The following is a 14121-nucleotide window of genomic DNA, read 5'->3' on the forward strand; positions in this document are numbered from 1 at the left end:
ACATTTTGTTCAAAAAGCAAAAAGAAAAAGCTTCTTTTGGCTGAATTTGAAAAAGAAAAACTTTACGCAGAAGATATTTTTATTCCATCGGGTCTTGATAAGAAAGACAGCCTTGCTTATTTAAATAAACAAGTTGACAATTGGATCAAAAAAGAGGCTTTATTTCGTATGGCAAAAGAGAACTTGCCTGATTCTGTCTTGAAAATAATTAACAAAAAATTACAAGATGTCGAAAAGCAACTGGTTTTAGCAGCATATGAAAATTGGTTAATAGACAGTTTACCTCCAATTCATATTACTGACGAAGAGATAGCCGACTTTTACCATAAAAACAAAAATGAATTTCCTCTTCAACAAGTTATGGTACAACTTCATTTTGTTGAAATTTCCCAACAGGATCCCAATTACTTCAAAATCAAACAACAGTTTCTTTATCCTTCGCCAGACCTCACAATTATAAATTCGCTCACATCGCAAGCAAAAAGAACGTTCCTTGTTCCAAATACATGGGTGTATTTTAAGGATGTAGTAAAAGAAATACCATTTTCATTCAAAGATACTATAGCTTTTGTTCAAAATACCACCTTTTTTGAGGTAAAAACTACCGATGCTGTGTTTTTGGGGCGTATTTATAAATATCTTTTGCCTCATCAAAATGCACCTTTGTTTATGGTGAAAGATATGATTAAGGATTTACTGTATCATACCAAAAAAAACACTTTTCTAGAAGAATTATACAATAAAAAATACCTGAATGCTTTACATTATTATCGAATCAAAAATTATATGAATGAGAAATAGTGTTTTCGTTTTTCTGATGCTGGCATCACTAATGGCTCTGTCGCAACCCGTCGGTCAAGTTCTGGATAAAATTGTCGCCATCGTTGGAAATAAAATCATTACCCTTTCGGACGTAGAAATCCAATATTGGCAATTTGTGATGATGGGACAGAAACCGACTGATGAGTTACGTTGTTCAGTTCTGGAAGAACTTATGTTCCAGAAAATGCTGCAAGTGCAAGCAGAATTTGATTCTGTGACAATTTCTGATAATCAGGTTGAAAACGAACTTGACAGACGACTTCGTTTCTTCATAAATCAAATGGGAAGCCCCGAACAACTTGAAAAATTTTATAACAAATCTATTGTGGAAATCAAAGAAGAATTTCGTGAACTTGTTCGCGAACAATTACTTATAGAAACCATGAAGTCCAAAATAACAGAAAACGTTAGTGTTTCTCCTTCCGAAGTCAGAAAATTCTATCAACAACTACCCCCCGATAGTATACCACTGATAGAATCACAAATTGAATATGGCGAAATAGTTGCCATTCCACAACCTTCAGATATTGAAAAAAAAATTGCTTATGAAAAAATTAGTGAAATTCATCGGCGAATAACTCAAAAAGGTGAAAATTTTGAGGTTCTTGCCAGACTCTATTCACACGATATCGAAACAGCTAAAAAAGGTGGAGAAACAGGGTTCTGGGGTAAAGGTCAAATGGTTTCTTCCTTCGAAGCAGCAGCTTTTAGCCTGAAAAAGCCCGGAGATGTTTCGGACATTATCGAGACACCATATGGTTACCACATTCTTCAACTCATTCAGCGTCGTGGAGAATTTGTTAATGTCCGTCATATACTAATTATTCCTGAGGTTTCTGACGCTGATATTCGGAGAACAAAAAAACAACTTGATTCTTTACGTAATGAAATTCTCAGTGGTCGGATTACCTTTGAAGAAGCTGCTTTTAAGTTTAATCCACCTGAATTAAAAACAAGAAATGGACTTGTTATTAACCCTTATAACGGTAAAACTACTTTTTCACCTAGTGAACTAACCCCTGATGTTTTTCTGGCCATAGATAAACTTAAACCCGGTGAAATTAGCCCTGTCTTACCATATCAAACCGACAAAGGACAATCAGCATTCCGTATCTTTTATCTCAAATCTAGAACTGACCCTCGAAAGGCAACGCTCGAAAAGGACTATGCACTTTTTGTTGAACTCACAACAGAATTGAAAAAAAAACAAGCTCTTGAAAAGTGGTTTTATGATCACAAAAAATATATTTATATCAAAATTGACCCTGAGTTTTCAGATTGTTTGTTCAAATATAAATGGAATTAAATATGATAGCTTTTGCCAACGACGTTGAAGCAGCCAAAAAATTCAACGAACTTTACCACCGCATGCGGCAGGAAATTGCCAAAGTTATAGTAGGTCAGGACGAGGTGATCGAAAAGATTCTCATCAGTATGTTCTCTAAAGGACATACGTTGCTCATTGGCGTACCGGGCCTTGCTAAAACCCTCATCATTACCACCATAGCTCAATCCTTATCTTTAACCTTCTCACGTATTCAGTTTACACCTGATCTTATGCCAAGTGATCTCATTGGGACAGAAATTTTAGATGAAAACCGTCAGTTTAAGTACATCAAAGGTCCCATTTTTGCAAATATCATTCTTGCTGACGAGATCAACCGCACACCTCCGAAAACACAGTCAGCATTGCTCGAAGCTATGCAAGAAAGGGAAGTTTCTTTTGCCGGTGTAACTTATCCTCTTCCAAATCCTTTCTTTACATTGGCAACACAAAATCCTATAGAACAAGAAGGAACTTACCCTCTGCCAGAAGCTCAACTCGACCGATTTATGTTTAGCATCTGGCTAGACTATCCATCGTTCGAAGAAGAAATCGACATTGTCAAACGTACAACTCTCGAAACAATGCCTACAGCTTCGGTAGTCTCAAATGCTGAAGAAATCATTTTTTTTCAAAATCTCGTACGCCGTGTTCCTGTCACTGATTATGTTGTAGAATACGCAGTTAAACTCACAGCTAAAACACGCCCTAATTCTCATTTCGTACATCCATGGGCAAAAAAATATATTGCATGGGGTGCAGGTCCTCGTTCCAGTCAATATCTCATACTTGGTGCTAAATGCCATGCTTTACTTCACGGAAAACATATGCCAGACATCGAAGACATAAGGGCAGTTGCAGAAAATGTACTTCAACATAGAATTGTCAAAAATTATAAAGCAGAAGCTGAAGGTATCTCTTCTCGCGACATCATACGTGAACTGCTTAAGGATTAAACAAATATGTACGAAATTGAAGTAACAGCTCCTGTTGGTTCTTTTGAATCACTTCAAGCAGCATTAGAAGCAGGAGCAGATTCTGTCTACTTCGGAGTAGGCGAATTAAATATGCGATCCGCATCCACCACAAATTTTACTCCACAAGAGTTACCTTATATCGTAAAAAAAACTAAAGAACATAATGCAAAAGCATATCTCACGCTCAATGTTGTTATATATGAAGAAGAACTAGAAAATGCTTTTGATCTTTTACAAAAAGCAAAAGATGCTGGTGTAGATGCCATCATAGCTACAGATTACAGTGTTCTATCCAAAACGCGAGAATTGAAAATGCCTGTTCATCTATCTACTCAAACTAATATTACCAATTCTGAAGCTGTTCGGTTTTATTCCCAATGGGCCGATGTAGTTATTCTTTCAAGAGAACTTTCATTAGAACAAATCAATAAAATCCATACAAGAATTCACAAAGAAAAAATTCTAGGTCCTTCGGGAAAACCAATCAGACTGGAAGCTTTCGTACACGGTGCTTTCTGCATGGCTATCAGTGGAAAATGCTATCTCAGTAAGGATTTGCATAACCAAAGTGCTAATCGCGGAAAATGTCTGCAAGTGTGTCGAAGAAAATACAAACTTTTTGACGAAGAACGCAACATCGAATTAGAAATGGAAAATGGGTACATTCTCTCGGCACGCGACCTCTGCACACTTTCATTTCTAGATAAAATTATCAATGCTGGTATAAGTATTTTGAAAATTGAAGGAAGAGGACGTTCCGCTGAATATGTCTATACGACAGTTAAAGTGTATAAAGAAGCTGTCAAAGCCATTCAAAGTAATACTTTCAATCAAGACTTTATAAAATACGGTCTCGAACAACTCAGTAAAGTCTATCATCGTCAATTCTGGGAAGGCTACTATCTTGGAAGAACAACTATTGAATGGAGTAATCAGCCAGGCTCTGCTTCAACAGAATACAAAGAATACGTTGGTAAAGTAACTCATTATTATTCTCAACTTAATGTTGCTGAAATTAAGGCCGAAACTATGCCTGTTTATGTTGGAGCTGAAATCTATATTATCGGTCCCACCACAGGAGTCGTAAGAACTACCATCTCAGAACTTCACACCGATGTTGGTCCTTCCAGTTCAGCTTCTCAAGGAACCATTTTCTCTATCAAAGTTCCTGTAAAAGTTCGAAGAAATGATCAAGTTTTTATAATCAAACAACGATGAGTGCAACTCGTAGAATTTTAATATTTCATGCTATTGCAATAAAAGTGTTTTTTTCAAGCTTTTCTCAATCATGTATACCACGCAATATTATCATCATGATTGGCGACGGAATGGGATTTGAACAATATAAAGCGACACAATACTTTTTTGACAAGGACAGCATTTCGTTATTTAATCTATTTGAAATCAAAGCAGCAGCTCATACCGGCAACCATGGAGTGGACTACGATCCTGCTCGCGCATGGGTTGATAAAAATTACCTCATGTCAGCTTTTACTGAATCGTCGGCAGCTGCTACAGCTATTTCAACTGGTTATCTCACTTTACAAGGAATGCTTGGCTTAACCCCTGATAGTATCCCTGTTTTACACTTAGCTGAATTAGCATATCGCCTTAATAAATCAAGTGGTGTTGTTACTTCTGTTCCATTCACTCACGCTACACCTGCTGGGTTTGCTATACATCACCCCAACCGAAAATCTTATACCAACATTGCGTACGAGATGTTACTTCATTCACCACTCCAACTTATTATGGGTACCGGACATCCATTTTACGATAACGACGGCAAATTAAAAAATACACCCTCTTGGACTTACATCGATTCCTCTTTGTGGAATTTTTTCTTTGCCTTAAAAAATAAAAATATTATCTATAACGGTGCTTCGTATTATTTCTCCAAAGAATGGCTTGGAACAGATAACATTTTAGTTTTAGACTCTGCCATCCGATACAAAGCTAAGCTTAAAAAGCTTGTTTACATACCACCTATTTTTGAATCTTTGTCTTATAACCGAACAGGTATTTCAAAACAACCTTACGACATTCCATTTCCTGAAGGTATACCTACCCTTGATCGACTGAGTACTCTTGCACTTCGTTTTCTTTCACAAGATCCAGACGGTTTCTTCTTGATGATTGAAGGAGGTGCTATTGATTGGGCAGGTCACGACAACAACTTGTCCCGTCTTATTGAAGAAACGAGAGAATTTTTCAAGGCTGTCAGGACCGTCATACATTGGATCGACAGTACGAATTCATGGAGCAACACGTTATTAATTGTCATGGCAGATCATGAAACGGGGTTGTTATGCAACGAATTTGAAATTAACGAAGGATTTAAGCCCGTTCAGCATTCAGGTTATCATATCATGCCAAAAGCAAAATTTCTTTCAAGTGATCACACCAATCAATTGGTCCCATTTTTCGCCAAAGGTTGTGGATCGCAATTATTTGCATCATATCTGAAAAAAAATGATCCTCGTAGGGGTGTTTATCTTCACATTTCACATGTCTCTCATGCAGTGAAACAACTTTGGGGAAATTCCGTATTTGTTTATCCAACTGAAGTAACAGCTTGCAAAAACGAACCTATCACATTTTACGCTTCTATCCCCTGCCCTAATGCTAAAATTACATGGTATGTAAATACTAAACCTACTTCCTGTCAAAATTACTCGTGTTCATTCAAATTTAAGAAAAACGCTCAAATTATTTGTAGCGTAGAATGTAATGACCAAAAAATAACCTCTAACATAGTTCACGTTAAAATCAGGTAAAAATTCCTTGGCTTACAATTTTTTCATAATACGAAATTCCAAAAAAAGCATAATCCAAAAAAGCAGGATCATCTGGTTTAATACTACGCGCATAATCCGTTAATTCTAAAGCAACCTTACGAGACGGATGAATTGCCCTAGTTAAACCCAAAAAACGAACAGTTCGCATGACATGTACATCAAGTGGTATTACTAGTGAAGCGGAAGAAAAATAGTTACTCCATATGCCAAAATCTACTCCATATTTATCTCTTCTAACCATCCAGCGCAAGAAAAGATTTAATCGTTTAGCTGGACTAGTGCAAGATGTTATAGGAAAATGGTGTCGTGTATGTGGGTTTCTGATGCCAACGTGAAGTTTTTTTAAAAAATGTTGGATATAAACAAAAGCATGCTTAGATGAATCCGGTTCTAAAGATGGATTAAAAGTACGAATTAAACCCATTTCGTCATTCTTATATAGATTACGCAAAAAATATATCAACTCTATTATATCATCACCACATATGGTTCTATATACAAATTTCTCAATTTGACGTATTTCGTGGTGGTTTGCATTTTTTATAAAGTCATAAGGTGAATTATCCAATAACTTTAACAGTTGCTGTGCTGCTTTAATAATAGCCTTGCGATTGCCCCAGGCAAAGGTGGTTATTAAAAATGAAATGATTTCTACATCTCGGGTAGTCGAACATTGATGTACAACCCAAATGGGATCATCTTGCATAAAAAAAGGCTGATTGTAATAATCAGCCTTTTCGAGCAAATATTCCTTTAGAGAATCAGGATGGAACTTCATATTTTTCTATGATCTCCTGACCAATATAAACAGCTTTCATATTGTCAGGAATCAACTTATGATGTCGTTCTGGCAAGGATTTTTTTAAACCCGTTTCAATATAATCAAGAGAAACAAGAGGTTTTATTTTGAGGTAACCACCTAGAACCATCATGTTAAAGATCTTGACAAGTCCAAATTCTGAAGCCTTTTTAGTTGCAGGAATTGAAAAAATTTCTATATCTTTTCTAGTAGGAGGTTTAATAATCCCATTGGGATCGAAAATAAGTATACCACCTTTTTTTACTGCTTTTTCAAACTTGTCTAACGATTGCTGATTAAGAACGATGACCGTATCAAATTCAGTTAACACAGGTGAACTTATACGATCATCACTTAAAATAACTGTAACATTTGCAGTCCCTCCTCGCATTTCAGGTCCATAAGAAGGGAACCAGCTCACTTCAAGACCTTGAAGCATACCTGAATAAGCCAATATTTTTCCCATCGACAAAACACCCTGTCCTCCAAATCCTGCTATTAAAATTTCCTCGTTCATAGCTTCATGTATTAAATTTGACGAACCAATTCTCCGTTGACTTTGATATCACCCAATGGATAAAAGGATAACATGTTTTCTTCAAGCCACTTAATTGCCTGCACTGGAGTCATCTTCCATCCAGAATTACAGTTAGAGACAATTTCAATAAATGAAGTACCCTTCTTATTTCTGATATTTTCAAAAGCCTGACGTATGGCTTTTTTTAGCCTCCTCACATGAGCTGGTTTATGAACAGCATGCCTTGTCACATAATAAGTGCCAGGCAATTGAGCTACAAGCTCGCTTAACTTTAAAGGAAAACCATGAATGTTAACTTCACGTCCATAAGGGGAAGTACTTGTTCTTGCATTTAAAAGTGTTGTGGGTGCCATCTGTCCACCTGTCATTCCGTAAATGCCATTGTTAATAAAGATAAATAGAATGTTTTCACCGCGATTACAAGCATGTAATGTCTCGTTACCACCTATTGCACCGAGGTCGCCGTCACCTTGATAGCTGAAAACAAACCTGTCTGGCCACAATCTACTAATGGCAGTAGCAACAGCTGCAGCACGTCCATGAGCTGCCTGTTGCATATCAATGTCCAAAAAATCATAAGCTAACACTGAGCAACCTACGGGAGCAACACCAATGGTCTTATCTTGTATGCCCATTTCTTCTATTACTTCAGATAGCACTCGATGAACAACCCCATGGCCACATCCAGGACAATAAGACAGAACTTTATCGGTCATTACTGGGGTTCGCCTGTAAACCAAATTTTCAGGCTTTATAATATCTTTCCATGCTTCCAATGTAACTTCTGACATAATTTTACCCTCCAATGATTTGGGTTTTCATAGCATTTGCTATTTCAATAGGATTGGGAACAATTCCACCAACCCGTCCGTAATGTATCACTTTTTGATCCTTTCCAACAGCAAGCATAACATCTTCTACCATCTGACCAAGACTCATTTCAACAGCCATCATCCCTCTGGTTTGATGTGAAAGTTCTTCAATTCTTTTATAAGGGAAAGGAAATAAAGTAATTAGTCTAAATAACCCTACTTTGTAACCTTCATTTCGCAACAATTTAACAGCTTTCAAACAAACCCTAGCACTTGAACCGTAAGCAATCAATAAATATTGAGCATCTTCTACTTCGATTTCCTCATATCGTACGTCTTCTTGCATTTTTTCATATTTAGCTTTGAGTTTTAATACGTGCTTTTCTTGTCTAGCAGGATCGAGATCTAAGGAAGTAATAATATTCCTTTGACGATCTGGAGTCTTTCCTGTTGTAGCCCATGGGCATTGTTTTATAATTTCTTCCTCTGTTCTTCGTGGAATAGGATCAAATAGTTCTACTTTTTCCATCATTTGTCCAATGACTCCGTCACTAAGAATCATGACTGGATTTCGATATTTAAAAGCGATATCAAAACCAAGTGGGACAAAATCAGCCATCTCCTGCACACTAGCAGGTGCTAGAACAAACATGCGATAATCCCCATGGCCACCTCCCTTCGTAGCTTGAAAATAGTCTGATTGGGATGGTTGTATGGTTCCTAAGCCCGGACCACCGCGAACTATATTTAAAATGACACAAGGAAGCTCAGCTCCAGCCATATAAGATATACCTTCCATCATCAAGCTTATTCCAGGACTAGAAGAAGAAGTCATTACTTTTTTACCAGCACCAGCACCACCGTACAACATATTGATAGAAGCTATTTCACTTTCTGCTTGCATAACAACCATACCCGTCGTTTCCCATGGTTTTGCTGCCATGAGATATTCAATTACTTCTGACTGAGGTGTAATAGGATAGCCGAAATAACCATCCGTTCCTGCTCGAATGGCTGCTTCAGCAAATGCCTCGTTACCTTTCATTAATTGAATTTCACCCATATTTACTGTTTTATTCTATTTTCTTTGCATACACTGTGATAACCCCATCAGGACAAACGATTGCACAATTCATACAACCAATACAAGTATCCTGATAAGGCTCAGCATAAAAATAGCCTTTAATGTTCACTTGTGTCGACATCTTAATTACATTCATAGGACAAGCGGTAGTACAAATTTCACACCCTTTGCACCTATCTTTATCAATTACAATTGCTCCTTTAACCTTAGCCATGTCGTTCTACTTATGACAAACAAAAATAGTTTTTTTCCAAAAAGTAATACTACCACTCAAAAAAAATCCATCAATTTTTTTTGACTAATTTGTTAAAAAACAAATTCGAGTAACAAACTGTCCATTACCAAAACTCCTTCGTCTGTGAAGGATATTCTATCATCCAATACATAAAAATAGTCACCCAATTTTTTTGTTTCTATGATATATATCAATCTATCCCACTGATTCATACCAAAAGTATCAATTACTTCTTTCTTTTTTAGGCCTTCTTTCGTTCTTAATCTAAGCATTAACATCTCAATCCAGTGCTTATCCGAAGTTAGCACATCCTCTTCGTACCACGGTTGATTGGTTCTCAAATTTCTTATATAACGGAGTAGATGACTTACATTTGCTCTTCTAATAGGGTAACGATAAGAATGGGCGGAAGGACCTAACCCTATATATGGATGCCCAAGCCAATAAGCCAAATTATGTTTCGAAAACATACCATTCTTGGCAAAATTGCTGACTTCGTACCTTTCAAAGCCCATTGAAGTTAGTACACTGTGCACGTATATTAATTCCTTTCTCTGCATTTCTTCATCAATTAGAGTGAATTCTTTGTTTTTCAATGCTCTAGCAAGGGAAGTTCCCTTTTCAACCGTTAAACCGTATACACTGACATGCGATATGTCGAATTGCTTAATGCACTCAATGTTGAATTCTATTTCATTGAGTGTCGATATAGGTAAATGTAAGATCAAATCAATTGAAACATTCTGAAAATATTTCATTACGATCTCCAACGAAAGGAAATTTTGCTTGACAGTGTGCGTCCTGCCTAGCCACCGCAATTCACGATCTATAAAAGACTGCACTCCCAAGCTAATTCGATTAATTCCCATGTTTTTCCAGGCTTGTACTCGTCCTTCTGTGACATCATCTGGATTTGCTTCTAAAGTAATTTCAGCATCTTCTGAAATCTTCGAGGTGGTGTATATTTTCTTTACTATTTGCTCTAGTACATTTAAAGGCAATATCGACGGTGTACCTCCTCCAAAATATATCGTCGAAAAATGTTCATTTTTAAAAACTAAATCAATTTCTTTAAAAATAGCTTCTTTGTATTCTTCAAAAAGGTTTACACCCACCGTAGAATAAAAATCGCAATAGCGACATCTTTTTCGACAAAATGGAACGTGTACGTATAAGTGATTTTCTTCAATAAGGTCTTTCATCAATGTTCTTGACGTAATTTAAAAACGCATTGTTGACCACACGATTTCCGCCCGGTGTAGGATAATCTCCCGAAAAATACCAATCTCCATGGTTGCGAGTAAGAGCCTTGTGAAGATTATCGATCGACTGGTAAATAATAGTAACCTTAGCTTTTGTCCCTGGTGGTGTAACTAGTTCAGCTACTTTTCGGGCTATTTCTTCTTCGGTAAAAGGTGCATAAATACGTTTAACAAAATTTTCTATATCCTTGTCCTCTTTATTTCGTTGCGCAACACATAATCGATAAACCTCATCAATAATATGTGTTTGTTTCGTTTCCTTTAGTAATTCAATAGCTGCTTGAAAGGCTACAAGATCTTTGAGTTTTGCCATATCTATACCGTAACAATCAGGATATCTGATCTGAGGCGCGGAAGAAACAAATACGATGTGCTTAGGTTGAAGTCTGTCCAACATTTTAATGATGCTATTTTTTAAAGTTGTTCCACGCACGATGCTGTCGTCCACAACTACAAGGTTATCGATTCCCTCACGAACGACACCATACGTCACATCATAAATGTGTGTTACTAAGCCATCTCTATCTTTATCGTTAGTAATAAAAGTTCGAAGTTTCATGTCTTTAACTGCAATTTGAGCAATCCGGGGCCGTTTTTCTAAAATTTTGAAAATATTTTCTCGGTTAATTTCATGCAATGAAAGGATCTCTTCTACACTGTTTTGCAAGCAAAACTCAAGTAAGCCTTCGTATAAGCCTAAGAAAGCCACAAGAGCTGTATTAGGTATATAAGAAAAGACTGTATTTTCAAGGTCATAATCTATAGCCTTAAGCACATCTTTCACTAAAAATTTTCCGAGTCGTTTACGATCTTCATATATTTCAGCATCAGTTCCACGACTAAAATAGATAGATTCAAAACTACAACTATACCTGGGAACAGAATCGAATATGCGTTCAACACGGTAATCTCCGTTGTATTTCGTTACCAAAGCAAACCCTGGTTCAAGCTCCTTGACTTGTTCAGTCTTAATATCAAAAGTAGTTTGAAGTACTGGTCTTTCTGAAGCCACTGCTATTACCTCTTCATCCGCATAATAAAAGCAAGGTCGTATACCATATGGATCCCTCAGCACAAAACCATCACCATGCCCGACGAGTCCTGCAATAACAAAACCTCCATCCCATCCATCGGAAGCTCTTTTGAGCACTTTAGTTAAGTCAAGTTCATCTGCTATCCTCCTGGAGATTTCGACGCGAGATAGACCCTCGTTTTTATACTTCCTATATATCTGATCATTTTCCTCATCTAAGTAATAACCGATAAGTTCCATTAGAATGAATGTATCTCCCTTGCGTATGGGATGTTGACCTAACGATATAAGCTTATCTAAAAGTTGTTGTGTATTGGTTAGGTTAAAATTCCCAGCCACGAATAAACTCCTGGTTTTCCAATTATTGAACCTCATTTGCGGATGTAAATAATCAATGTCGTTCTTCCCATAGGTCCCATACCGTACATGCCCAAGGTAAATCTCTCCTACATAAGGATTATGTTTCTTTAAATATTGAACATCATAAAAACGTGGTGACCCTGTTTTTTCTAGCTCTTTGAATGTAGAAAAAACCCTATCAAAAATATGGATAATAGGCAATGCAGAGTTATCTCTTTCTCTATGAAAATAAATTTCTCCAGGTTGAAGTCCTAACTTAAGACAGGCAAAGCCAGCCCCATCTTGCCCTCGGTTGTGTTGCTTTTCCATGAGCAAACACAACTTCTCTATCCCATAATAGGAAAGTCCGTATTTATTTAAGTAATATTCTAATGGCTTTCGAAGATGTATAAAAGCAATGCCACATTCATGCAATAAATGATCAGACATTTTTTTTACAAAAGTAATGATGTTTAATATGATATGAATTATGTTTTAATTAAATAAAAGTATTAATGAAGTATTTTTGTTGCGTAAACATTAAAAATTTGTTTTGGAATATTTTAACTTTCTTATTTATCGGGTTCGCTTTGTATAGAACATTAAATGAGCTTAAAAGAATGCTAACTCACAAAAATTCCCCTTGTGATCGATGTCAACTCAAAAAAAACTGTTCAACCAAAAATTCAGCATGTCAACTTGGTTCACTTGACCTGAAGAATAGAAGTTTTAAAAAGCTTTAGGACTTCTTCTGGCTTAAGACCATTGGTTTTCTCAAACGTAAAGTCACCGAGAGGAATTTGAAAACCACCAACCGAACGAGCTGAAAAAACGTATGATTTCCTAAAAACTAATCTTTTTACTGGGGTTTTAGCTACTACACGGATGTGCAAGCGAGGCATATAAGATACAAAAGTTACAAATTTAAATTGATGTGCTCTTAGACGAATGACATATTTAAGGTACACATCTCCCGACTGTGCTTGCTTGGCAAGGCGAAAAGAATAATTTGGTAAGGCATAGTATCCAAAAGATAAACCACCACCGCTAGGCATCATTACAACATTTTCAGCACCAGTCAATTCTTTTGCACTTATTTGTACATACTGTCTTATGGAATCTACAATAGAAGGCGATAACCTACCTCTGTGAAGCAGTGGATCATTGGAAAACATCGTTACACCCTCACGAGCATAAAGACGCCCATCATCTATGAGCTTTATTTTGTGAACAACGGGATTAGAAAATTTCCCTTTAGGAAATTTTTTTTGAGCAAAAGACTCTCCCACTAAAAGAATAAACAATACAAAAAAGATAATCTTTTTCATGGTGTTATTTGTTTTCAAACAAGTTATGTTCAAGCCCAGATAAGTATATTAAAACTACATCCATAGGTGAGAGTGTTTCTGAGGTTTTGACTGCCCAAGTTTTGCCTGTTCGAGGATCGACCAAATATTCAGTTTTACTTCTGAGTTTACCAAATTTTTTGAGCGTAACCGTACGGGCATAGACTTTTTTCTTATTGCTATCAAAAACTTTCACAGTAACTGAAATTTGAGGTTTAATTTTGCTCACGCTTCCATTTGCAAATTCTATAGAAAAATCTCCTCCCCCAGTAAGATGAGCATCTATTAAAGCATAATAGTTAGCGGAAATAGAAGAAACCGTTTTTTTGTAAGTATTATCAGGCAAGCCTTCCAATTCCCCATAAACACCCATGGTGGTAATTTTCTTCCCATTTTTATAGTATGAATAAAAGGCTTCAAATGGCACTCCAAATTTACGACTCAATATTTCTTCGCTTTTCGCAATGATAAAATCAGTCAATGTATCAGGAAAACATTCACGAAATGAAAAACTACCTGTGAGAGGCTTGTTTGTTGAAATTTTAACTTCTTCCACCAAAGCAGGATCAACTTTGATTCTCATAGAATAAATAACTGCTCTGGTTTGAGCATATGCCCACACACTTACAACAAAGGTTAAGAAAAAATATTTCTTTTTCATATGCGTTATTATGTTTTACAAAATTTTACAAAAATTGTGCCTCAAAACTAATAATCAAGAAAGTATTAACTTTGAAAAACAAAATGCTTAA

At 36.4% G+C, this 14121-nt stretch carries 14 protein-coding genes; 5 read left to right on the forward strand and 9 right to left on the reverse strand.

Going from position 1 to position 14121, the window contains the following annotated elements; all coding sequences use genetic code 11:
- Positions 1-36 precede the first annotated feature (36 nt).
- From N2Z72_03165 to N2Z72_03185, 5 genes are read left to right on the forward strand one after another with little or no spacing between them, the layout of a single operon-like run.
- Positions 37-801, forward strand: a complete 765-nt coding sequence (locus N2Z72_03165) for a hypothetical protein (protein MCX7696678.1) — start codon at positions 37-39, stop codon at positions 799-801.
- Complete coding sequence (locus tag N2Z72_03170; protein ID MCX7696679.1) at positions 791-2128, forward strand: peptidylprolyl isomerase; 1338 nt, start codon at positions 791-793, stop codon at positions 2126-2128. The genes N2Z72_03165 and N2Z72_03170 overlap by 11 nt, the downstream gene beginning before the upstream one ends.
- Positions 2119-3102 (forward strand): MoxR family ATPase, encoded by a 984-nt coding sequence (locus tag N2Z72_03175; GenBank protein MCX7696680.1) that lies wholly within the window; start codon positions 2119-2121, stop codon positions 3100-3102. The genes N2Z72_03170 and N2Z72_03175 overlap by 10 nt, the downstream gene beginning before the upstream one ends.
- A gap of 6 nt (positions 3103-3108) precedes the next feature.
- Positions 3109-4341 carry a U32 family peptidase gene (locus tag N2Z72_03180; protein ID MCX7696681.1) on the forward strand — a complete coding sequence of 411 codons (1233 nt, stop codon included), beginning with the start codon at positions 3109-3111 and terminating at the stop codon, positions 4339-4341.
- Positions 4338-5900, forward strand: coding sequence for an alkaline phosphatase (locus N2Z72_03185; protein MCX7696682.1), 1563 nt, complete (start codon positions 4338-4340; stop codon positions 5898-5900). Before N2Z72_03180 ends, N2Z72_03185 begins: the two co-directional genes overlap by 4 nt.
- Here N2Z72_03185 and N2Z72_03190 read toward each other — a convergent pair.
- From N2Z72_03190 to N2Z72_03230, 9 genes are all read right to left on the reverse strand, one after another.
- Positions 5893-6699, reverse strand: coding sequence for a TIGR02757 family protein (locus tag N2Z72_03190; protein ID MCX7696683.1), 807 nt, complete (start codon positions 6697-6699; stop codon positions 5893-5895). The genes N2Z72_03185 and N2Z72_03190 overlap by 8 nt on opposite strands.
- On the reverse strand, positions 6683-7237 hold the full coding sequence (locus N2Z72_03195) for a 2-oxoacid:acceptor oxidoreductase family protein (GenBank protein MCX7696684.1): 555 nt from the start codon (positions 7235-7237) through the stop codon (positions 6683-6685). Before N2Z72_03195 ends, N2Z72_03190 begins: the two co-directional genes overlap by 17 nt.
- Positions 7238-7248: 11 nt before the next feature.
- Positions 7249-8049 (reverse strand): thiamine pyrophosphate-dependent enzyme, encoded by an 801-nt coding sequence (locus tag N2Z72_03200; GenBank protein ID MCX7696685.1) that lies wholly within the window; start codon positions 8047-8049, stop codon positions 7249-7251.
- A 4-nt stretch (positions 8050-8053) separates the two neighbouring features.
- The gene (locus tag N2Z72_03205) at positions 8054-9133 is read right to left on the reverse strand and encodes a 3-methyl-2-oxobutanoate dehydrogenase subunit VorB (protein MCX7696686.1); all 1080 of its coding nucleotides are present in this window, start codon (positions 9131-9133) and stop codon (positions 8054-8056) included.
- A gap of 10 nt (positions 9134-9143) precedes the next feature.
- Positions 9144-9368 carry a 4Fe-4S binding protein gene (locus tag N2Z72_03210; protein MCX7696687.1) on the reverse strand — a complete coding sequence of 75 codons (225 nt, stop codon included), beginning with the start codon at positions 9366-9368 and terminating at the stop codon, positions 9144-9146.
- A 92-nt stretch (positions 9369-9460) separates the two neighbouring features.
- The gene (gene hemW, locus N2Z72_03215; GenBank protein MCX7696688.1) at positions 9461-10591 is read right to left on the reverse strand and encodes a radical SAM family heme chaperone HemW; all 1131 of its coding nucleotides are present in this window, start codon (positions 10589-10591) and stop codon (positions 9461-9463) included.
- A complete protein-coding gene (locus tag N2Z72_03220; protein ID MCX7696689.1) occupies positions 10575-12473 on the reverse strand; it encodes an amidophosphoribosyltransferase in 1899 nt (632 codons plus the stop codon). Before N2Z72_03220 ends, hemW begins: the two co-directional genes overlap by 17 nt.
- Positions 12474-12727: 254 nt before the next feature.
- On the reverse strand, positions 12728-13351 hold the full coding sequence (locus N2Z72_03225; protein ID MCX7696690.1) for a hypothetical protein: 624 nt from the start codon (positions 13349-13351) through the stop codon (positions 12728-12730).
- A gap of 4 nt (positions 13352-13355) precedes the next feature.
- Positions 13356-14030: a hypothetical protein gene (locus N2Z72_03230; GenBank protein ID MCX7696691.1), complete on the reverse strand. Its 675-nt coding sequence runs from the start codon at positions 14028-14030 to the stop codon at positions 13356-13358.
- Positions 14031-14121: the final 91 nt, after the last annotated feature.

It is taken from the genome of Bacteroidales bacterium (assembly GCA_026418905.1).
Lineage (GTDB): Bacteria > Bacteroidota > Bacteroidia > Bacteroidales > DTU049 > JAOAAK01.